The sequence below is a fragment of the Chryseobacterium sp. SORGH_AS_0447 genome (assembly GCF_030818695.1).
In the GTDB taxonomy this organism is placed as follows: Bacteria; Bacteroidota; Bacteroidia; order Flavobacteriales; family Weeksellaceae; genus Chryseobacterium.
Genome location: NZ_JAUTAR010000001.1, coordinates 789,622 through 812,499, shown reverse-complemented (window position 1 = coordinate 812,499; position 22,878 = coordinate 789,622). Strand labels below are relative to the sequence as shown.

The 22,878-nt window shown below is 38.5% G+C and carries 13 protein-coding genes; 1 reads left to right on the top strand and 12 read right to left on the bottom strand.

Features of this window, described 5'->3' with window-relative positions; all coding sequences use genetic code 11:
* Nucleotide 1: 1 nt before the first annotated feature.
* The 12 genes from QE422_RS03885 to QE422_RS03830 all read right to left on the bottom strand — a co-directional run bounded on the left by QE422_RS03885 (nt 2) and on the right by QE422_RS03830 (nt 18,996).
* On the bottom strand, nt 2–895 hold the full coding sequence (locus tag QE422_RS03885; protein ID WP_307455199.1) for a DUF6089 family protein: 894 nt from the start codon (nt 893–895) through the stop codon (nt 2–4).
* Between the two features lie 213 nt (nt 896–1,108).
* Nucleotides 1,109–3,604, bottom strand: a complete 2,496-nt coding sequence (locus QE422_RS03880) for an exopolysaccharide transport family protein (RefSeq protein WP_307455197.1) — start codon at nt 3,602–3,604, stop codon at nt 1,109–1,111.
* Nucleotides 3,605–3,608: 4 nt separating this feature from the next.
* Nucleotides 3,609–4,475 carry a polysaccharide biosynthesis/export family protein gene (locus tag QE422_RS03875; RefSeq protein WP_373463433.1) on the bottom strand — a complete coding sequence of 289 codons (867 nt, stop codon included), beginning with the start codon at nt 4,473–4,475 and terminating at the stop codon, nt 3,609–3,611.
* Nucleotides 4,476–4,506: 31 nt separating this feature from the next.
* The gene (locus tag QE422_RS03870) at nt 4,507–5,634 is read right to left on the bottom strand and encodes a glycosyltransferase family 4 protein (RefSeq protein WP_307455193.1); all 1,128 of its coding nucleotides are present in this window, start codon (nt 5,632–5,634) and stop codon (nt 4,507–4,509) included.
* 108 nt (nt 5,635–5,742) lie between these two features.
* Nucleotides 5,743–6,744 carry a glycosyltransferase gene (locus QE422_RS03865; RefSeq protein ID WP_307455192.1) on the bottom strand — a complete coding sequence of 334 codons (1,002 nt, stop codon included), beginning with the start codon at nt 6,742–6,744 and terminating at the stop codon, nt 5,743–5,745.
* 3 nt (nt 6,745–6,747) lie between these two features.
* Entirely contained in the window at nt 6,748–7,818 is a 1,071-nt protein-coding gene (locus QE422_RS03860) for a formimidoylglutamase (protein ID WP_307455190.1), read from the bottom strand.
* A 159-nt stretch (nt 7,819–7,977) separates the two neighbouring features.
* Nucleotides 7,978–10,551, bottom strand: a complete 2,574-nt coding sequence (gene topA / locus QE422_RS03855; RefSeq protein WP_307455188.1) for a type I DNA topoisomerase — start codon at nt 10,549–10,551, stop codon at nt 7,978–7,980.
* Between the two features lie 51 nt (nt 10,552–10,602).
* The gene (locus QE422_RS03850; RefSeq protein WP_307455186.1) at nt 10,603–11,751 is read right to left on the bottom strand and encodes a hypothetical protein; all 1,149 of its coding nucleotides are present in this window, start codon (nt 11,749–11,751) and stop codon (nt 10,603–10,605) included.
* Nucleotides 11,752–11,886: 135 nt separating this feature from the next.
* Nucleotides 11,887–15,399 carry a T9SS type A sorting domain-containing protein gene (locus QE422_RS03845; protein ID WP_307455185.1) on the bottom strand — a complete coding sequence of 1,171 codons (3,513 nt, stop codon included), beginning with the start codon at nt 15,397–15,399 and terminating at the stop codon, nt 11,887–11,889.
* A 390-nt stretch (nt 15,400–15,789) separates the two neighbouring features.
* Nucleotides 15,790–16,839, bottom strand: coding sequence for an acyltransferase (locus QE422_RS03840; RefSeq protein ID WP_307455183.1), 1,050 nt, complete (start codon nt 16,837–16,839; stop codon nt 15,790–15,792).
* Nucleotides 16,840–16,850: 11 nt separating this feature from the next.
* Nucleotides 16,851–17,990, bottom strand: a complete 1,140-nt coding sequence (locus QE422_RS03835) for an EpsG family protein (protein ID WP_307455180.1) — start codon at nt 17,988–17,990, stop codon at nt 16,851–16,853.
* 19 nt (nt 17,991–18,009) lie between these two features.
* Nucleotides 18,010–18,996, bottom strand: coding sequence for a hypothetical protein (locus tag QE422_RS03830; protein ID WP_307455178.1), 987 nt, complete (start codon nt 18,994–18,996; stop codon nt 18,010–18,012).
* Between the two features lie 240 nt (nt 18,997–19,236).
* Between QE422_RS03830 and QE422_RS03825 the strand changes: the two genes are divergently transcribed.
* A complete protein-coding gene (locus QE422_RS03825) occupies nt 19,237–22,839 on the top strand; it encodes an MMPL family transporter (RefSeq protein ID WP_307455177.1) in 3,603 nt (1,200 codons plus the stop codon).
* The last annotated feature ends 39 nt before the right edge of the window (nt 22,840–22,878 follow it).

Below are 22,878 nucleotides of genomic sequence, written 5' to 3'. Positions count from 1 at the left end.
ATTAATCACAATAACACGGAGGTCTCCCGAATGAGTAGGTAAGCCCTAAACTTACGGTATTCATCCAATCTTTAGATCGGGTATCCCCAAAAGTTCTTTGTCCCAGAAGGGCAGCTTCTCTTTCTTTGGATACTACATAGTATGCACCAGTTTGTAAAAGAGAGCCGTTGGTAACCGGGCTTAGGATATCTCCATTGTATGTAGCCACTACATCTTTGCTCAGGACTTTGTTGTAATCCAACTGATCTGTAAGCGTATATCTGAATGTAGCTTCTGCAAAAATGGCCCAGTTATAATTAAATTTATATTTTAAACCTACTCCAAAAGGAAGATGCGCTGTTGTCTTCTTACCTGTAGAGTATGTAGCAGTCGTGGTGAAATCAAGCTCATTAATCGGAGCCTGTGCAACGCCATCAGAATCTCTTCTGAAGTCGTTAATAATGGTAGCTTTCGGAGCATCAAACATTAAAGCACCTACCCCCCCGAAAATGTATGGACTCACCATTCCTTTCTGCTCGTTGTTCACCGGGAAAAAGTTGTATTCGAATACCAAACTTGCTTCATATACATCATTTTTACCGAATGAATTTCTATTTCTTCTGTAATCTTCTTTAGCAACCTTATCATTAAACTGGATCTGGTTGTATCCAAGATCCAATCTTACGGTCTGATAAGGGTTAAAATTAAATCTATATAAAATCCCACCATAAAACGGAACTCCCCAATCCGATGCTCTGCTTAAATCCAATGGCTTTTGTAAAAGATAATTCGATCTCCCTATATCCCCAACTAGGTTACTCATACCTAGACGAACCCCCAGTTCGTTTCTTTGTGCTTTAACACTTACCACAGTTCCTAGAGCGGCAAGGAAGCTAAACAATAATTTTCTATTCATAAAAGAATATGGATTTATGGTTATTTTAAAATTTAATTTTTGCAAATATAAAACATTTTTATATTAATGATAATCTTAATGTTTAGTTAAAAATAAACAAAAAAACATAATTTGTTATAAAGTAAACGACAAACTCGCTAAATTATTCTTTTTTTAATAGAATCAAAATTATCAGCATATAATAAACCCCCATTAAATGAGGGCTTAAATGTATTATTTTTTATTGAATATTGACTGTACTTTATTCCTAATTCTTATCAGCAATGGTTCTTTATAATTTTTATCTTCATCGAAATAACCATAGCCGTAACCGTAACCGTAGCCATAACCGTAACCATAGCCGTAACCCTGTTTGGTATTGTAATCGTTATAAACAAGTCCCAGATGATCGATTTCGCCATTGTGATATCTCTCCGTGATCATCTTCAGCATATACTTTTCGGTATATTCATGACGAACCACATAGATATTTGCATCAGAATGTTTCATAAGTTCATAGGAATCTGCAACAAGACCAACCGGCGGAGAGTCGATGATAATAAAATCATATAGACTTTTAAGGTCTTCGATGAACTGAATATTTTTTTCGCTCATCAATAACTCTGAAGGATTCGGCGGAATAGGCCCTGAAGTCGCCACATCAAGGTTCGGGATCCTTGTTTTATTGATGATCTGGCTGATATTCACTTCACCGGTAAGGTAATTGGAGATACCGTATTTATTATCGATCTCGAAATCTCCGAAAATCTTCGGCTTTCTTAAATCCATTCCCAGTAAGATGGTCTTTTTGTCACTTAAACCAAGAACCGATGCCAGGTTGATGGAAACATATGTTTTTCCTTCTCCACCAATGGAAGAAGTAATCAGGATCACTTTGCTGCCTCCGTTTTCGCCTGCCAGAAACCTCATATTTGCTCTAATTCCCCGGAAGGCTTCGGACACCGACGATTTAGGCTGATCAAGAACAGTAAGCATATTATCATTACCATTATTGCCAATTACTCCCAACAAAGGAATTTTAGTAGCACTAAGTAATTCTTTAATATTTCTGATCTTATTATCGAGCAATTCTCCGATAAGAATAAACAGCAGCGGCAATACAAGGAATCCTCCGATGATAGCAGCTTTCGTTGCTTTTACATTCGGGCCGATCGGTGGTTGGCCTACATTTTTAGCAGGGTCAATAACTGTGATGTCAGACTGATTTGCAGCCATTCTCATCTGGGTTTCATTCTGTCTCCCCAGTAAGCTGTTATAGGTTGCTTCGATCATATTATATCCTCTCTCTGCATCCAGATATCTTCTCTGCTTTTCAGGATAGGTAGCTAAATCTGAATTAGCCTGGGCTACTTTTTGATTAATTTTATTTATTTCATTGTAATAGCCGGAATAGTAATTTCTCAATGCTGTATTGGAAGTCATTTTAGCATCATCAATAAGCCTGTTGATCTCCTTCATAGGTTCAGAAGTCGGCTTATAAATAAGTGCCAATTCACGTCTTTTCATATACAATGCTTTCAGCTCGGCTACAGAAGCACTGAAAAGTCCATCCTGAAAGCCTGCCGCCGTAGTACTAATCATTTTTTCGAAGTTCTGGGCTTCTAGGCTTCTTCTGATCTCATTCAGCGAGGCAATTTTACTGTCTATATCCGCTTTTTTCGCTTCCAGATCCTTAATCTCACCTAATGATTTCTCATCCCTGTCCTTTATGTCATAAAGCTTCTCAGTGGTCTTCATGTAATTCAGGACATTAGCACTTGAGTCTAATTTTTTTCTGATGTTATCAAGGTTTTCCTGCAGATAAATGTCGGTATTTTTATCCACTGTGATTTTATCGGCCAGTCTTTTCTTTTGCAGCTGGCTTACCGACATATTAAGGAAATTAACGGTACTGTTGAGATTATACCCTTTTTTGGTAATAATCATAATACTGTTGATTTCTTTGTCGAATTCAATCCCGATGGTGGAAACAATATCATTTACCGACTGGTTTACCGTATTCAGATTAACGATAATATTTTCCAGTTTTATTTTCGGAACGATAGGATTACGGATCAATCTGAACCTAAGATTCGGAGAAGTATACCATTCCCCAATTCTTATGATTTTATTTGCCGGTCTTTCGTAGGAATTGATAGCTGAAAAGCCCTCTGATTCATAACTGTACAAATTTGTTGACTGTCCTTCATCAGGTAAGATAACTTCAAAAGCATTAGCTCCTTTAGGAACCAATGTAACCGGATAATTCATCTGCTGCAGATGTTTCTTGTCCACCTGAAATATCACCGGACAATCGTCTTTATCCAAATAGGTTGACTTTATTGCTCCTTTTGTAGAATAGCTTACAAAAAGATCTAGTTCCTTTACGAGAAACTCGTTATGCGTTCTTGATAAAAGCATTTTTTTAAGATACACCCCGTCCTGATTTCCTCCCTGGCCCCAGATGAAATTGATGGACTGGTTCGGAGTAAAGTAACTTGATGTATTGTTTGAAACACTTAAAGATAAGTTGGAAGCATAAATATTCTGTGCGTAATATTTGCTGTAAACCCATGCGATGCTATATCCGAGAAGCAGCATTAAAACAAACCAGTACCAGCTCTTTAGTACTCTTCTTAAAAAATGTTCGATATCAAACAATGCAAAGGAACCATATTTTTCCTTCTGAGAATCAACCTTCTCTACCGTGGCGTCTTTTCCTGGAATCATGATATTAAAGATTTTTAAGAAGCAGATAGATGGATAATGCGGTAGTAATTACCGATACTCCTGTTGTTAAAGTCTGAATAGGATCTTTTCCGAGACCGTTCAAGCTTTTTGCTCTTGTGTTTAAATAAATTTCGTCGCCGTTCTGTACGTAGTAGTAAGGAGAATTCATCACATCTTCCCGCGTAAGATCAATTCTGGCAATTTTGATTCCTTCAGGCAGTTTTCTATGGATCATAACGTTTTTACGGTCAACCGTCCTGTTCAAACCGCCGCTCATGGCCAGAGCCTCTGTGATTGTCAAAGTGTTTTTATGGACTACCTTTTCACCCGTAACGCCCGTTGTTTCTATATCTCCTAAAACATAGAATGTGATTCCGTTGGTATTTAATCGAACTTCTGATTTACCTTCCTGGAAATTTTCATTTACTTTATCCTGAATTTCTTTGCTTACTTCGTCGATAGTCCGTCCTTCAACCTTTATGAATCCGATACCAAAAACATTGATATCTCCATTGGCATCTACTTTCAATCCATTGAAATAAAAATTGGCATTTCCTCCTACTGAAGATGCTGCAGAACCCATACCGCCAATACCCATATTTGATATACCGCCACCCCCGCCGGATCCGCCTGAAGTATTGAGTGCAGAGTAAAACTGTGCTGCATCTCCTTTCGGTGTCGTAACAATATTAAGCGTTAAAATATCATTCTTTGTAATTCTATAGACCGGAATATTGTAGGGAATAAGGCCTTCTTCATTAATCACAAGGCTTTCACTCGGTTGCATATACTTTACGTCTTTTGTCGTAATGCAAGAGGTCATTATCAAGAAGGGTAAGGTAAAAAGTAATATATATTTACAGTTCTTCATCATATTTTCAATTGTTTGCAAAAGTAAAGATTTAATTGATAGTCTTCTTATTATTCTTTAAAAGATAAACAAAATCCGGCAGGTAAGCTCCTAAAAAGCCCATTAAAACAATAATTATCAGTAAAAGATTAATATTGATATGCCTTAAATAATAAGCTACTGCAACGATAAGAAGATAATATACGATAATATAAAAACTGGATCTTCTGTGCGTGAGATTCAGCTTTAATAATTTGTGATGGATGTGGTTTTTATCAGCATCAAAAGGCGATTTATTGTTTAGAAGTCTTATAATAATCACGTTTAACGTATCAACAATAGGAAGAATAAGAATCGCAACAGCCACTACAGGCGCAGACTGCAGGTGATATCTTGGAACACCTGCGATATCTCTATCAATAAAAATATCAATAAAACAGATTGAGGTGAAAGCAAGCAGAAATCCCAATAGCATTGAGCCGGTATCCCCCATAAAAATTTTATTTGTTCTGTAGTTGGATAAATTGTAATATAAAAAGGCCAAAACCGCTCCGATAATAATTACCGAAAGAACCACCAATGGATAATTGTATTCTCCTAACCGGTAATAGCTTATCCCAAAAAGCGCACTGCAAATCACAGAATATCCTCCGGCAAGGCCGTCGATCCCATCAATTAGATTAAAAGCATTGATAAGAACAATAAAAGTAATAATACTGAAGATGACACTTATAAAATAACCCAGTTCATAAATTCCGCAAATCCCGAAAAGGCTTCTGATACGGATATCTGATCCGATAACAATTAATGAAGATACAACAATCTGAGCCACCAGTTTTTTATAAGCCCTCATTACCACAATATCATCCATGACTCCAACATAGAGAAGGATAATAAGTGATGCAAAAAGAAACTTGTACAGATCGAAAAGTTCATATGCAAAAATAGAAGTGCAGACCCCTATAGAATAAAAAATAGCAATACCCCCGAGATTCGGAATTTTCCTAAGATGGGAACTTCTTACTCCAGGTTCATCCATCAGGTTTTTTCTTCTGGAGATTTTATTAATGGTAGGAACGGAATAATAAGTAATCAGGAATGAGAACAAGAAACCCAGCCCTATTTTTATATAGAAAATAGGAACACCGGACTGAGCTAAGAACAATTCAAAATTTTCCATTTTTTCAGACTAAGCACTTTACATCTTCTTATGTCAAAAAGAAAAGTTTCACCGACGCTGAAAAATCGTTATCAGATTTTCACAGAAACTGAAGTGCTTACATTTGTGTTAAATTAATTTTCTTATCAATCTTTTTTGACCTGCAAAAAACAACAGATAAAATATCTTTTTTTTCAGGGGCAAAGATAACAGATAATTTTTACCAAAACGACTATACCCCAATATATCTTTTAATTTTATTCCCCTTTTCTTCATGAACTTCTCAAGCTGCTGAGACATTAAGATAAAGATTTCCTTATTTTTTACGAAAGCCAGATACGCCAGGTAGGAATAAACCCCTTCAAAAATTTGAAAGTTTTTTAGCCCTTCCTGCTTATTGGCATATTGGGATTTTTCAAAAAAGATCTCTATATCCTCTACGGCTTTTAAAATATCAAGCCCTTTTTCCGTATGGGTTTTTGTTATCGAATCGGTTCGCTCCAGGTATTGGTAATGAAAATTCTGGGTTTGGGCAATCGTTTCACAATCCAGTAAAAGCTGAGGAATCAGTTGGATATCTTCGAAATGTACTCCTCGTTTAAACCGTTTTTCTGTAAAGAGTTCTTTATTAAATAATTTATTACAGGCAAAATAGCTCAGATCCGAAAAGACAGAAAAGTTTTTTTCAAGGTCGATTCTTTCCGGCATATTGGGCATCTGAGTCAGTTTTTGAACAATTTTACCCTGCTGATCTACCTTTTGGATATTGCAGACCACTATTTTCGCATGATGTTTTTCAGCAAGGCTCAGCATTTCTTCAAACATAGACGGATTTACATAATCATCACTGTCTACAAAGCCTATATAATTACCGGTCGCCCTATCGATTCCAAAATTACGGGCATCGCTCAACCCCCCGTTTTTTTTCGTAAAAGGCTTTATTTTCTCCGGGTATCTTTGTGCATATTCCTGAATAACCTGTTCCGAACCGTCCGTACTCCCATCATTCACAACCAGGATTTCGATGCTCTGACAGGTTTGGCTTACCAGCGAATCAAGGCATTTGGCAAGGTATTTCTCGACATTATAAACCGGAACGATAACGGAAACTTTTGGCAGGGTGCTTGTCATACATTAATTTTTCGTCAGCCGTGCGTTCAGCCAGCCTTTTTTAGCTTCATCGAAGTCTTTTCTTGAGCACGGAATGCAGTTTTCTATATTCTCATCATCCCCGAAATACCAAAGGTTGCTGAAGGTATCGCGTTTAAAAGCATACTGCCTTTCATCAACCAATACATAGAATACTTCATAATGTCTTTCTTTGGGATGAGACCGCTGAATGTTGATTCCCTCGATGAGGTACCAGATCATCTGGGCAAGCAGCTGATGATTCAGTTGATTTTCGGAATAAATATTATAATTAAATATGCCCACAGACTTAAGATTTTCGCTTAATCCGATCTCTTTCATGTAGGCACAGACTTCTCTTCTGTTCAGGCCGTTTACCTGCGGATTCATCGAAAACGGTTCGCCGAAGCTTTCAATAGCATCACAGTTCACTGTTACCAAATCTGCTTTCCGGAAAAAAGGTTCTGTTTTCTCCGTAGAATTCATCATTTCTGCCAGGCGGATGATATCAAACTCCACTTCTTTAATCAGCCTTACGGAATCCGCTTCATTCAGGTGTTTCTGATAACCTAAATGATGATAATTCTTGATGGAAAAATCCTTCGCTCCGAAGATTTTGCTTAAAAAAGTATGTTCATTAATGGTTTCCCCCTGCTTCAGAGAAATAATATTGCTGATCTGGGTATAATTGATGCTTTTCGTAAATAAATTTAATGCTGAAAAAAGCGAAAATGAAAAATCATTGGAACCGCCTACAATAACGGGAATCGCTCTTTTGTGATGACAGGCTGATAAAACTTCCTGTAGAATGTAATGGGAGTCCTGGACCGATTTCCCTGAAACCAGGTCGCCAAGATCAACAATAGGAATTTCAAAATCCAGCTGCGACAATCTATAAAATTCATTTCTTATCCCAGTAAAATCCTGAACTTCCGCATCACCATCCGCTCCTCTATAATCCGAAACAAAGAGAAGGACGATGCTGTCTTCCTTGATCTCTTTTGTAATCCGGGCACCGATCTGCCAACTTTCCGTTCTGAAATTTCTGGGTGAAATGATAAAATCTTCGAAATCCATATTTACTCCGCATTATTTCCGCAAACATACAAAAAGTTGGCGGCTTAATAACTTTGTCAAAGTTTGAAACTTTGACAAAGTTTTGCAGATAACCTTCAACCAATGGTAAAAAGTAAAAGCACAGACCGAATCTGTGCTTTTATATTTAAAATAATTAATTTATTTTTTTGCTGACGGTTTTTTCGCCGCCGGCTTCTTTGCTGCTGTTGTTTTTTTAGCTGCAGTTGCTTTCTTTGCTGCAGGTTTTTTCTTTTCGGCAAACGCTTTAGGGTCCTGATCGGTAATCCATTTTTTCACCTCATCCAGGGAAACCTCTTTTAGCTCGTCGGCTTCGTATTTGGTCTCATCCGCTTTTTTTGGAATTTTAAACATCGCTTTTCCGAATTTTACGAAGGGTCCCCATCTTCCGTTTTCGATGGAAATTTTTTCTTTTTCCCACTGCTGGATGTAGCGGTTGGCTTCTTTTTCAAGCTTGGCATCGATCAGTTCATTGATATCGCTTTGGGAAAGGTTCTCAAAATCGTACCGTTTAGGAACATTGACGAAAATATCCTTGTATTTGATAAATGGTCCAAATCTGCCGCTTCCTTTGGTTACAGGTTCACCTTTGTAAGTAGCAATCGGTGCATCGGCAATTTTCTTCTCGTTGATGATCTCTTCCGCACGCTTCTGGTCTACCGAAAGCGGATCTTCCCCTTTGGGAATACTGATGAAAGTTTCCCCCCACTTCACATAAGGCCCGAATCTTCCGACACCTACAGAAACAGGTTGCCCGTCTACTTCTTTCAGGTCAAACGGAAGCCTAAACAGCTCCAATGCTTCTTCAAAAGTGATGGTAGCAATATTCTGTCCCGTCATCAGAGAAGCAAAAATCGGCTTTTCTTCATCATCCGTTTCTCCGATCTGGATCATAGCTCCGAACCTTCCGATTCTGGCGTGAACGTTTTTTCCGGTTTTCGGATCAACCCCTAACAATCGGTCTCCTGTGGCACGGTCTGCATTTTCTTCCACATCTTCAATTCTTGGGTGGAATTTGGAGTAGAAATCCGTCATCATCTGCTTCCATTTCTGGTCGCCGTTTGCAATTTCGTCGAAGCTTTCCTCTACTCTTGCCGTAAAACCGTAATCCAGGATTTCTTTGAAATTATCGGTAAGGAAATCACTCACGACTTCCCCGGTATCCGTAGGGACGAATTTATTTTTATCCCCTCCAAATTTCTCTTCAAGGACTTCTTTTTTAATGGTGTCTTTTGCCAGAGAAATTTTCACCACCTCTCTTGTTTGTGGTTCAATTTCTCTTTTATCTACGTACTCACGGTTCTGGATGGTCTGGATGGTCGGTGCATATGTTGAAGGACGCCCGATTCCCAGTTCTTCCAACTTCTTTACCAGTCCGGCTTCCGTATATCTTGCACTTGGCCTTGTGAATTTTTCAGTTGCTGTGATTTTTTTATACTCTAAAATTTCTCCGACTTTTACTTTCGGAAGTAATTTTTCATTGTTTTCCTCATCTTCATCTTCAGTTTTTACAATCCCGTAAGCTTTCAGGAAACCGTCGAAGATAATAACCTCTCCCTGCGCTTCAAAATGCTGGGGAAGCTTTGCATTGCCGATTTCGATAACGGTTTTTTCAATTTTGGCATTGGCCATCTGGGAGGCCAGTGTTCTTCTGTAAATTAACTGATACAGCCTGTTAAGCTGAGCATCACCAATACTTTTTACGGCAAAATCCGTCGGACGGATGGCTTCGTGGGCTTCCTGTGCAGAAGCGGACTTGGTGGTATAGTTTCTCGGTGCGGAATATTCTGCACCGTATTCTGAGACAATTTGTTTTTTTGCTCCTTCAATAGCTTCCTGGGAAAGGTTTACCGAGTCTGTTCTCATATACGTAATATACCCTTCTTCATACAGCCTTTGAGCAAGACGCATGGTATTGGTTACGTTATATCCTAATCTTGAAGAAGCTTCCTGCTGTAAAGTGGAAGTGGTAAAAGGAGCGGATGCAGAACGGGTTCCCGGCCTGGTTTCAACATTTAAAACTTTGAATTCGGCAGTTTTCGACTGTTCCAGAAATTTTTCAGCGTCCTGTTCCTTGTCGAAATCTTTTTTAAGTTTTGCTGAAATTTCCTGTCCGGCCTTATTCAGGAAAATCCCATCCAGTTTGAAACTGGCTTTCGGTACAAACTCGCGGATTTCCTTTTCTCTTTCCACAATTAGCCGTACAGCTACCGACTGTACTCTACCGGCAGATAATCCCGGCTTTACTTTTTTCCAGAGAACCGGAGACATTTCAAAACCTACAATCCTGTCCAGTACTCTTCTGGCCTGTTGGGCATTCACTAAGTTCTGATCAATATCTCTCGGGTTTTCAATTGATTTTAGAATGGCATTTTTTGTAATTTCGTGAAAAACAATTCTTTTCCTGTTTTCAGGCTTTAATTTCAATTCTTCTGCCAAGTGCCAGGCAATCGCTTCTCCTTCGCGGTCCTCATCGGAAGCCAGCCATACCATGTCGGCTTTCTTCACAGCAGCCTTCAGCTCGGTTACCAATTTCTTTTTGTCGGCAGAAACTTCGTAATCCGGATTAAAGGTCGACAGGTCAATTCCCATTCCTTTTTTAGGCAGATCCCGGATATGACCGAAGCTGGATTTCACATCGAAATCCTTGCCTAAATACTTCTGAATAGTTTTTGCTTTTGCCGGTGATTCGACGATTACTAAATTTTTCGACATTCTAAAAATTTTTGCAAAAGTAAAGTTTTTTTATCAGATAGCTTTTTCGAATCACATTTTATTTAGCAATTCTACGGGTGCAATGAAGATCCTGTATAGAATCCCTTCGAACGTGAAGCCCTTTCCGGACATCTCCACCCTGTAAAGCAAAGAGAAAATAATGATGAACAGTGTAATGTAGAATTTTGTATTTACTCTAATTTTTTCAAATGCGCATACAGACTGTCCGTTCCTTAGCAGCAGGGCAAAAAGTATGATCATCAGCATCATGTGGATATACATCCATCTTCCCCAGTCGATGGCTAAATAAAATAATGGAAGAGAAAATAAAAATGTACCAATCAGAAGTATAGATAAAATCTTTCGGTCTTTTAGAAATTTTAAATAATATCCAATATGAAAAATACTAATTGCCAAACTGAGCAGATACAAAACATATTCGCTGCTGTGCTGTCTTATATATTCTCTTTCGTTAATATTCCAGTAAAAAATTCCGTACGTCGGATGCACACCTCTTTCTGCCAGAATCTGCAGCGACATTCCTTCATTAACATTTTTTCCAAGCAGCAGGATGAACACCGTAGGAATACCAACCGCCACAAAATATTTAATATATCTTTTAAATTTAAATCTTCCTGTTTTCAGATATAATGCGATGGCAAAATAAGGCACATAAAATAAAACGACTTCATGGAGAAAAGTAGTTATAAAAAGCGCTATGCAGAAAACATATTCTCTATTTTTCGTAAGCTTATTCCGATCCAGAAGATATACAAACCATGTAAAAAGCAGGAAAACGATAAATTCTTTTTTTCCCACATAGGTTACAGTATTGAGTAATCCTACAAAACCAAGGGCCGATAAGAGAAGCGACAGATATAGAAGATCGGTTATCTTATAACGGATCAGCTTTGTATACAGCCAGAAAAACCCTGAAATAATAAGAAATTGGACAGCATATACCAGGTAATTCAGACTTAAGCCTGTAAGATCCTGTAGTAAAAAAAAGAAGCTTCCGGACAATCCTCTCCGTTTGAATCCGCCATCCTGGTAATTGATAAGCCAGTCGGCAAGAATATACCCGTCATCTTTAAAATTGTAATAATAGGTAAAAGCAAGTGTGTAGACAGCCGTTACTGCAATTAAAAAGTAAATAAAAATTTTAATGTTAAAATACGGTACGACTTTGTCTAGCCTCATAATGTGTTTTGAAATTGGAACAAAAAAAAGAGAAACAAAACAGCTTTGGGTTGTTTCATCATTTTAATATTCAAAAATAATGAATTTAACTTAATTGCTGTTTTATTTCTCCTTAGAGAATTATTAATTCTTATTCTATTCCTTGATAATCTTTACAATTTCTTTAGAATCATTAATTCTTAAAAGATAAGCACCGGAAGTTAGGGTAGAAAGATCCGTTTTATTGTTTTCAAACTTTCCTGATTTTACAAGCTGTCCGGACATGTTGTAAACCTGATAATAATATCCTTCTCTATTATCATTGGTCTTAATATACAAATCATTTTTCACCGGATTTGGGAAAAAGGACACTTTCTCTTTCTTAACCGCCTGAACCTCATCCGAACTTAAACGTGCAGCAGGTGCCGTAGCTGGTAAAGCTGTGATCTGAAGTTTTGGAATTACTCCTTCTTCATTTCCATTAACATCGTATTTAATCTTTACGCAACGGCAGTTCATTCCGAAGTACGGATCATTGTTATCGTGGAAAGCAATCATACGGTTGGCTGAAGCAGCAGCGTCAAACAAAACATTGATCGGTCTTCCGATATAGTTTGAATTAAGAGCAGCCGTCCATATTCCCGGATACTGATAATTGATAAAGTTATAAGTTCCCGAAGCAGACTGATTGGTTGTTACACTTCTTGAGCCACGCGATCCTGAATTCGGATAATTACCTATTCTGTAAGATGAATCATTGAAAGTATAGCCGATTGTATAACTCGCAGAAGAACTTCTTCTAACCCTTACGCCCAGATAATCGTTGATCACGCTGTAGGCCGTGGTTACGATCTTATCTTTTTTATAATACGGGGTAAATCCGAAATCCTGTCCCCCCGGTGCAACTCCGGTAAGGTCAGGAATCCTCCAGCCCGCCGGACACGGATCAAAAGGTGATTTTTTACCGCCTCTTCCCCAACGGTCAGGTGCCAGATTAGGCTCATTTGCCAACCAGTCGGTTCCATTCGTATATACCGGTGTTGTACTGTTATATGGTGCAAAAGTACTCGGGATCATATACACTAAAGGATTTCTTACAGAATATGATAATACTTTCGCCACCTTATCTGAAACTTTATCCGTTGATGATACATTGGCGTTTGCAGAATTTGTGTAGGTGTTGTAAGGCACGATATAACTTCCAGACATATTGTTATAAGCTGCGTTGGTCAGCGTCGTATAATTTAAGGTTCCGGTTGCTGTAGCTGCACCTAAAAACACGGAAAAAGAGGCACGGTCATCCGCGTACTGGAATACCGGAAGCGGATCTTTTCTTCCCCATTGGTAATGAAGACCTGTAGAAGCCTTGATCTTCGCCAGTTCTGCCGTAGTTGGCGTCAATGGATTTGCAACAACAGGGAATGCATCGGTCGCTCCTAAATTACGGTCCATAAATTCCGTTTCAAAAATATTATCGCCTTTCGGAATGTAATTTACATAATTCGTAACGGAAGATACCGGAAGTTCGGTAGTATAATTATAAGAACCGACAGCCGTATCCGTTACCCAGATATGCCAAGACCAGTATACCGGATTTGAAATACTTCCGTTATGCAGGGTTACCACTGCATTTCCACTCTGATTCGGATTGATGGCAACCGATATTTTTGATGTCGAAATGGCATCCAATGATCCTGGGGAAGGATTTACAACTGTTACCGTATTAACCAAACTTGTATTGGTTGTCCAAAGCACATTGGCTTTAAGATCGTTAAAATTGGGCGCATTAAGGATATCTCTATTATTCAATAGCTCGCTTTGCACGGAGAACGCTTTGCTTACCGGAATTTCAACCGTAAAAGCAGAGGTGTTTTTTACTACCTGATACGTATTTGGATTATTTAGACCCTCCGTATAATTGGTTTCAGCAACAATATATTCGGTTGGGAAATCGTAATCATTAACAATATAAAGCGGATCTTTGATACAACGGCAGGCATTGGCATCCGATGTATTGGCAGAAGCTAACGGGAAGTACCAGTATCTTCCTTTTACATTCGGCTGGTTCGGATCAGGCACATCTGTCTGTTGCTTGTCCGGAATCATGAAAAGAGCCCTTGCGCTTACGGCCGGAGTCGTATCAAAGAACTTGGGCATTGTAGCAGTCCATAACGCCACCTGGTGCTGATCTGTATACTGCCCCTGATGTGCCAGAATCGAGATTCCTCCTGTTCCAGGGAATATTCCCATATTAAATCCTCCTGCATTGGAAAGGTCAAAGCCAAAATTAGGGTACAGTTTAAAATTCATCATGAAACTCGGCACACCGGAATCCGTAGGCTTTATAATATGATAATTATTGGATTCAAAAACATTTTTAGGGGTATTCGTACGTACTCCAAATGGCGAATAATCTACCCGGATATCATCTACATAACTTCCGGAAGCCAGGTTAGCCACCAGTACGGAAGGAACCCTCCATCCGTTCGGACACGGATCGTAAGAAGATTTATTTCTGTACGGTGCACCGGCATCGTCAGCATTATAATTTGTATTTACCCTTCCCTGTGCATTATCCGACCATAAATTAAGTTCAGGTAATTTGCTATCGTTAAGCCCCGGCATTCTCCCAAACCAGTTCACCATAAGGTTTGTATTATTGTTGTAATACGCAGGTCCGGAATTATCATCTTTATTTACATAGATGAGGCTTAGCGGATTTCTTACGGCAAGTTGAAGGTTGTTTGCAATCGTTGCATTAGAAAGCAACACGAATTTTCTAAGATTATCAAAATTTGTAGCACCGGTAAAATTTTTGGCACCGCGGTGTCTTACTCTTCCCGCCGTTCCGGAAACCTCATAGAAATCATTTCCACGGTATACCAACGGCGGCAGAGGATCTTTTCTTCCCCATTGGTATAGCAGTCCTCCGTTCCTGTTCCAGTCGTTTGCTGTGATGGAAGCGCTTACGGCACCAAGGTTACGGTCCATCCAGCCCCAGTCGGAATCCGGAATCGCCTCAATAACTCCATCAGCTCTTTGTCTTTTTATCTCGGAATAGCTTTTATATTTAGATCCGTTGGAAGGATCATCGGTTACCCAGATATGCCATGACCAGTAGATTTGGCCATTTACCCGGAAAGCAACCACGGCATTTCCTTTTTTGGCTTTGTTTATAGGAATTTTAATTTTAGCATTTTGCCCGGCATCTACGACTTCTAAATTGTATCCGGATCCGGATTTTATTAAGCCATGAACATCTTCCCATAAAACATCAGCAGTAATCTTTCCGCTTGGAATTGCTGATCCGCCCATCAACTTGTCCTGTTCCCACATCGCATATGCCTTTCTTACCGGAATATAAAGTCCGTCGTTTTCTTCCGTAGGAACAAAAATATAGCTGTTCGGTGCCTTGGTCCAGTCTACTGCAGCCTTCCCGGTTGAATTAATAAGGTTATTTTCATTCGAAATAGTAGATTTTTTTTCAACACTGATTTGTTTTTTGTCTGTAATTAAAGGTTTAAGTAATGAATCCGATGTTTTGAAATATATTCTCCGTGACATCTCAAAATAGCCGGACTTCTTCTCTCCTACGCTCTCCTTGGCGTAGATACCATGCGTAACCAGGCAGCATAAAATTGCCGCCACATTTTTAATTGACTTTTCCATTTCTTTAAACTTTGTGTATACTTATACAACATTTAAACCCTTGTCAAAAAAAATCAATTTATTTTATAAATAATTAATACATATTGCATTTAGAACGTAAGGCGCATTAAAAGTATTCAATTATCAATGAAAAATTATTTTTTTAAACTAAAGCGATACGAAAATACATTATTTTTTAATACATTGATCATGTGTTTAAACGATTTTACTAAATATTAATAGTAAAAATTCATAGATAGTATAAATAATACTATGAAGGCAATGCTAAATACTACTGCCTGATATCACTTGATGTTGAATAAAGTTTTGAGAATTTCTGTAATTTAATTTGTTTATGTATGGTATATCTCAACCAAAAGCCGTCAGGATTAAAAGGTAGGTGATAAGATGTTATATGATTTTTTTTAACCCTTTTTGAAAAGCCGGCTCCAGGATATAAGCCACAATGCTGGCCAGACCTCCAATGAAGATGCACGAAATAACAGGAAGCAAAAAATAAGGAATCTGGGAAAAGTGATGGTTCAACTTGATAATCAGTGCGACCAGCATATTCTCATGAAGCAAATACAATGGATAACTTATAAAACCGACAAATTTAAAAAACCGGGTTGAGAAAATAGCCCCAAAGCTTTTATGGAAAAGTGCAAAGTAAAAGATAAGGGAAAGCACGACCAGATACACCAGCATGATCGGATCCTGGAACTTAATAACATAAAGAAGCGAACAGGCCATTGTAACTACAATCATCCATAGGTATTTCTTTTCCCTGTTGTAAAAATAGATATAAGCAAGCGCACCGGCAGCAAACCACCCGAAATGAATAAAGGAGCCGATGTAGATTTTCATCCAGGATGTTTCATGCAAAACATTCCCTAAACACAAAAGCTGTAAGCCAAGCGCCGAAAGATAGATTAAAAAAATCCCTCCCAAAGCCACATTTCTATTGAATGAAAAGTAAAGTGCACCGAAAATAATATAAAATTTCACCTCCACAAACAGGGACCAGAAAGACAGTTCCAGCACCGGAAAATCAGTTTGGAAAACCTTTTCCAGGATGCTGTTGTTGATAAAGGTAATGCCCGGCAGAATAGATTTCAGCGGAGGAATTCCAAATGGCCTTTCATGAAAGAAATGAGCGGTAGCATAGATAATCAGGCTACAGATCAACATACTTGGAAAAAGCCTGATCCATCTGTTTTTAAGAAATTTCCAGAACCGGTCTGTTCGTTCCACCGACATCAGGATGACAAAACCCGAAATCAGAAAAAACAGCTGGACACCAAGACTGCCATATTTAAACAGGATATTTTCACCATAAAGCTTTTTATAAGGATAATAATCGAACCAGATATAATACCCATGAAAAAGAAGCACCAGTAGAATTGCCAGCCCTCTTAAACCGTCAAGTACTAAAATTCTTTCTTTCTTAGGTACACTCATATTCTCAAGCGTTATGGCAGAAGGTGATTTTTATATTGTTCAGCCGTAAATCTTCCGGACGTAATATTCTTAAAGCTCGAAAAGACAACAAAATTGAATATTACAAAAGAAAAGATGAAAAGATAGATCATCTTCCTTGTATTACTGGAGACCACATACATGGTATTCGGTATAATGATATAACCAAACCCTACAAAAGTTCCGGCAAGCCTGGAAGCGAAAATAGGGTTATTCCTGAAAATAAAGAAAAAGCATATTCCGATAACAGCATACATCCTGTGATATTCGTAGTAGGGATATTTTTCAACCATTTTCGTATCAAAGGCAAACAGGAAGAAGGTAAGAATCGCCATTAGCGCTTCCGGGATCCCAAACCCTCCGTTAAGTCTTTCTGCACTTTCATCCACATATCCGTTAAAGCCTATGGATATCGCATTATCAGCCGATATATTATTTAGGAAACCTCCGAATGCACGGTAGACTTCAAAAGGTGATAAAAATATTGAGGTGATAATCAGAATTAGCATAAGTGTTTTATTCATCGGGAAACGCACCAGCCAGTACATGGGTAAAAAAAGATAGCATACCGTATGGATACCTCCGGCCAGATAGATGCACAGCAGATAAGCCCATAATTTCCTTTCTTTAATATACCGTATCGCAAAATAGACAATAAAAGAGCCTAAATTCTGCCTGATCTGCCCGCTTTCCCCGATAAAGAACCCCGGAATGAAAAGCATTGCCATTACGGTAAAAGGATAAAACGAATTATCCTCTATGTATCTTATTTTGAAGAAAATGGCAATGGCCGCCACCACGAGCGTGAGCATATAAAATGGCGCATCGAATACGTTAAGCAGAATCTTATTGATGAGGACAAACAGCCATTCGACCTCCATGGGCTGCGGGGGTTCCAGATGAAGTGCCGTAAAAATAAAAGTGATATATTCTTTTGTATCTGAGTAAATGTATATCCCGCGGTAACTTCCGTAATCCGGTCCTACACTATCACGCAGCCCGGCAATGATAATCAGATATACCCCCAGAAACCAAAGCATTTTTTTATCGACCTTACCATGGAAAACTTCCTGATAACTGAAGATCAGCATAATGATAAGGGCAATAATGTAATATGGATGTAGTAAATGCATTCCTTAGATATAAAGTTTTTTAAAACTGGTAAGATGCCAATACAAATCCCGTAAGAATCAGCGGCATGAATAACCTGGTTTCCCAGAACAGCCCTACTAAAGTAATCATAATAAGATAAGGCGAAGAAAAGAAAAGATACTTCCTGATCATTTTCTTTCCCGAATCTTCAGCGAACCCGTAAGCGAAAAAGATGCTTAAAATTCCGAACAGAAGACCCATCATATTGTAAGGGCTTGTAAAATTTTTGGCTAGGTACACCCCTTCCACGAATGAAGCCTGCTGCGGGACAAGCAGCCTCAACCCGATGTAAGGCAGGACAAAGGCCGCTGCCAGAAACAGGCATTCTTTAACAAAAGCAAAATTCCCATTCTTCAAATTTTCCGGATTGATAAAGACAGCTGCAAAAAATGCAATATTAAGACAGGCGGTTTCTCTGATAAACGTAGAAATAAAAATAAAGGCCCCTAAAGCCACAAGGTCTTTATATTTCCTGTTTTCCAGATACTTCAGCGTAAAAAAAATTCCCAAGATATAAAAAAACAGTGCTATACAGTCGCAGTTGGTCGGTACATACTGCATGATCACAATAAAAAATACCGCGATAAGATGCATCATCCTCCTGATCTTTTCATTCACAAGAAGTTCTACAGGTTTTAGCTGTAAAATTTTGTACATTACAATAGACGTCAGCAGAAAAAAGAAAACATTGATCAGAAAAGTGCTATGATAGAAAAACGATCCCTGTTTAAGAATAAAATTTTTCGCAAAATAAAGATGATGATTGACGATATACGTTACGGCATCCGTCACATGTACACTCAGGTAATTCGGGATAACACGGTAAGCATAAACTGACGAAAACATAAAAGCCGGTACTTTTTCCCATGATTTGATGCCCACCACATAAGAAGTCTCAAATCCGTAGTAGGATATGAAGAACAACAGGAAAGGAAAAACGATGGTAAATAAAAACCCGTTTATTTTTTCATCAAATATTTTAAACATATCAAATCTAAGTTTTATGACTTAGCTATTTTGTCTTAAAATGTATTTATCAGTCGGGAACTTTTGCAAAAGTAGATTTTTTTTTCATTTCGCCTAAATATTTTATTGATTTTCAAATAAAACTTATTGCTAAAACACTTTGATCTAATCACGAAAAATTTAAATTTGCAAACTTGATTTTACACTCCCATGCACCGGTTTTTTATCTTTTTATATCATCTGATCTCCAAAAACAGGCTTTTGTCCATACTTTTTGCTGTAGGACTTGCCGCTGTATGCGGATTTTTCGCTTCAAAAATTAATTTTGAAGAAGACATCAACCAGATTATTCCAAAAAGTGAAAAGTCGGATCTTACCGCCAAAGTGCTTAAACAACTTAATTTTTCAGACAAGATCATCGTCATCATCGAAAACAAATCGAAAGAAGAAAATTTCCAGCTTTCCGAAACGGCGGATTCTTTTCTGAAAAAGATCGGCCCTCTTCAGAAATACATCGGTTCCGTCCAGGGGAAGGTCAATGAAAGTGAAATTTCGGAAACCTTTGATTTTGTTAACCGGAATTTACCTTTGTTTTTAAATGAAAACGATTATCGTGAAATTGAAAGGAAGCTCCAGAAAGACAGCATTGCGAAACAGGTGGAAAGCAATTACGTTTCTTTAGTCTCACCTACCAGCCTTGTAACGAAGGAATTCATTAAAAAAGATCCGCTCGGGATTACTTTTTTAGGCATTAAAAAGCTGAACGCGCTGAACATTAGTAAAGACTTCAAACTGGAAGACAGCTATATCGTTACCAAAGACGGAAAGAATCTGCTGCTGTTTATCGATCCCAGAAACAAAAGCAACGACACCAAAAACAACGAAACCTTTATCAACCAGCTTAATGAAATAAAAGACGGACTGAATAAGGAGTTTAAAGGAAAAACGGAGATCAGCTATTTCGGCTCGCCCGTCATTGCAGTGGCCAACGCACAGCAGATCAAAAAAGATATCCAGAACACGGTGATGATTTCCATGACAGTGCTTCTGATCCTTCTCATTTATTATTTCAGGAATTTCTTTACGCCGATTATCGTATTTCTTCCCACGGTTTTTTCGGTGTTACTGGCATTATTGATCTTATATTTCATCAAAGATAAAATTTCCGCGATTTCGTTAAGTGTCGGCGCCATACTGATTGGGATCACTATTGATTACGCACTGCACATTCTCACGCATTACAAACACAACAACAATATCGAGGAGCTTTACAAGGAAATCACACAGCCTATTATTTTGAGCAGCGCCACCACAGCCGTTTCATTCCTCTGCCTTGTTTTTGTACGTTCCGAAGCCCTGAAGGACCTCGGCCTTTTTGCAGCGATTACCGTAATTTTATCCTCGGTTACGGCTTTGATTATTGTTCCCCAGCTTTATAAGCCCAAAGAAAAGGGAGAGCATCTCAACACCAATTTTATCGACAAAATAGGTTCTTATCCGTATGAGAAAAACAAACCTTTAATCATCATCTGTTCCGTAATTATTATTGCCTGCCTTTTCGGTTTCAGGAAAGTGGGCTTTAATGAAGACATCGGCGACTTAAATTATATTCCGAAAGACTTAAAGATCACCGAAGCCAAACTTCAGAAGCTGTCGGACATCACTTCAAAATCCATCTACACGATTTCCTACGGAGATTCTGAAAACGAAGCCCTGACCAGGAACTCCGAGCTAAGCCGTTTTTTGGAAAAAGAGAAAAAGGAAAGAAAAATTTTAAGCTACAACTCCATCGGAAACGTAGTCCTGTCTGAAAAAGACCAGCAGAAGAAAATCGAAGCCTGGAAAAAGTTCTGGACTCCGGATAAGAAAAGCCAGACGGTTTCCGAATTGGTTAAGAACGGAAACCAGTTCGGTTTCAACAGCTCAGCCTTTGATCAGTTTACCGAAAATTTAAATAAGGATTATTCCACCCTCACTTTAAAAGATTACGAAAAGATAAAGGCCTTACAGATTTCAGAATTCCTCAGCCAGGAAAACGGCTTTTATACGGTTTCAAATGTGGTAAAAGTGGACGAAAAAAAAAGAGATGCTTTTATTAAAGATGTTGAAAAAAATCATGATGCGCTGGCCATCGACCGGCAGCAGATGAATGAAAATTTCCTGGGCCTGCTGAAAAGAGACTTCAATACATTAATCAACTATTCCCTTTTAGCGATTATTTTAACCATCATCGTGTTCTTCAGGAATTTTGAGCTGACTGTTCTTACCATGTTCCCGATTGTTTTAACGGGAGTGGTTACTGCCGGCATCCTCTATTTCCTGGGACTGGAACTTAATATTTTCAGCACCGTTGTCTGCACACTCGTTTTCGGAGTGGGAGATGATTTCAGTATTTTTCTTACCCAGGCGATGCAGAAAGAACATACAACAGGAAAAAATGAGCTTCCCACGTACCGGACTTCCATTATCCTGGCCGTATTTACCACCATTCTTTCCATCGGCTCGCTGATTTTCGCAAAACACCCTGCCCTTCATTCGCTGGCACTAGTGGCATTGATCGGGATGTTTTCCGTGATCATCATTACCTCAACATTATACCCGTTCTGGTTTCGGTTGCTTATTACAAACCGGGCTAAAAAAGGACTTTCGCCGATTACCTTCAGATTGTTCCTGAATTCCGTATTGTCATTTATTTATTATGGGTTAGGTGGACTGTTTTTTTCGGTGATCGGAAGTATTTTTGTAAGAAGATCGAAAGGCAGAACTTTAAACTTTATTAAATTAATTATCGCCCGGTTTTTAACTTCTGTCCTTTATACGAATCCATTTGTAAAGAAGAAGTTCATTAAAAACCCGAATGAGGATTTCAGCAGACCAGCTGTTATCATTGCAAACCATACTTCATTCCTGGATACCCTGACGATGGCGATGACTACCCATAAAATTATTTTTCTGGTAAACGACTGGGTCTACAATTCGCCGGTTTTCGGAAAAATCGTGCGGGCACTGGGTTTCTATCCGGTTTCCCAGGGTATCGAAAACGGAATGAAGCAGCTGAAAGAAAAAGTGGATCAGGGCTATTCACTGATCGTATTTCCCGAAGCGGAACGTTCGTATACCAATGATATCAAAAGATTTCACAAAGGAGCTTTCTATATTGCGGAAGAATTTGGGCTGGATATCGTTCCGGTCTATATTCACGGAAATTCCGAAGTGCAGCCGAAAGGGGATTTCATTATTTACGACGGAGCCATTACCGTAAAAGTGGGGGACCGGATCCACAAAGAAGATGAAAGTTTCGGAAAAAATTATTCCGAAAGGACGAAGAAGATCAATGCATTTTTCAGGGAACAGTTTGCTGCATTCAGAAACGAACTGGAGGATGAAGATTATTTTAAGAAAAAATTATTCTTAAGCTATCTGTACAAAGACAATGAAGTTACGCAGTCCGTAAAAGAAGATTTTAACCGGAATAAATCCGTTTATTTTGAGCTGAATAAACACATCCCGAAGGATGCCAACGTTTTACATGTGGCAGATGATTTCGGGCAGAAAGATATATTGCTGACGCTTCAGCAGGCAGGCCGGAGAATTTTCAGTCTGATTAAAGATGAAGAAAAAAGAAGGGTAGCAGAGCAGACCTATCTGGTAAAAAGAAGAAAAATAAGTTACATAAAAGACCTGGAAGAAATCAATAAAAAAATTGACGTTCTTCTGATTTCCGATGAAAGTTTCGACATCCACAGGCTGCCGGAGCTTCCTGAAAAAATCATTTTTCTTAATGTACAAAATAATGACTTCAGCAATTCAGATTACACCGTAAAGTTCGGTTCTGAGACATTAAAGGTATTTAGTCATAAATAATACATATGAAAATCATATTTTTGTAACCTGATAAATAGG

What these genes read in the sequence shown, in the direction of transcription:
- QE422_RS03845 (WP_307455185.1), bottom strand. Translation starts at nt 15,399, where the DNA reads ATGGAAAAGTCAATTAAAAATGTGGCGGCAATTTTATGCTGCCTGGTT.
- QE422_RS03835 (WP_307455180.1), bottom strand. Translation starts at nt 17,990, where the DNA reads ATGCATTTACTACATCCATATTACATTATTGCCCTTATCATTATGCTG.
- QE422_RS03860 (WP_307455190.1), bottom strand. Translation starts at nt 7,818, where the DNA reads ATGGATTTCGAAGATTTTATCATTTCACCCAGAAATTTCAGAACGGAA.
- QE422_RS03840 (WP_307455183.1), bottom strand. Translation starts at nt 16,839, where the DNA reads ATGAGTGTACCTAAGAAAGAAAGAATTTTAGTACTTGACGGTTTAAGA.
- QE422_RS03870 (WP_307455193.1), bottom strand. Translation starts at nt 5,634, where the DNA reads ATGGAAAATTTTGAATTGTTCTTAGCTCAGTCCGGTGTTCCTATTTTC.
- QE422_RS03850 (WP_307455186.1), bottom strand. Translation starts at nt 11,751, where the DNA reads ATGAGGCTAGACAAAGTCGTACCGTATTTTAACATTAAAATTTTTATT.
- QE422_RS03830 (WP_307455178.1), bottom strand. Translation starts at nt 18,996, where the DNA reads ATGTTTAAAATATTTGATGAAAAAATAAACGGGTTTTTATTTACCATC.
- topA (WP_307455188.1), bottom strand. Translation starts at nt 10,551, where the DNA reads ATGTCGAAAAATTTAGTAATCGTCGAATCACCGGCAAAAGCAAAAACT.
- QE422_RS03880 (WP_307455197.1), bottom strand. Translation starts at nt 3,604, where the DNA reads ATGATTCCAGGAAAAGACGCCACGGTAGAGAAGGTTGATTCTCAGAAG.
- QE422_RS03885 (WP_307455199.1), bottom strand. Translation starts at nt 895, where the DNA reads ATGAATAGAAAATTATTGTTTAGCTTCCTTGCCGCTCTAGGAACTGTG.
- QE422_RS03875 (WP_373463433.1), bottom strand. Translation starts at nt 4,475, where the DNA reads ATGAAGAACTGTAAATATATATTACTTTTTACCTTACCCTTCTTGATA.
- QE422_RS03865 (WP_307455192.1), bottom strand. Translation starts at nt 6,744, where the DNA reads ATGACAAGCACCCTGCCAAAAGTTTCCGTTATCGTTCCGGTTTATAAT.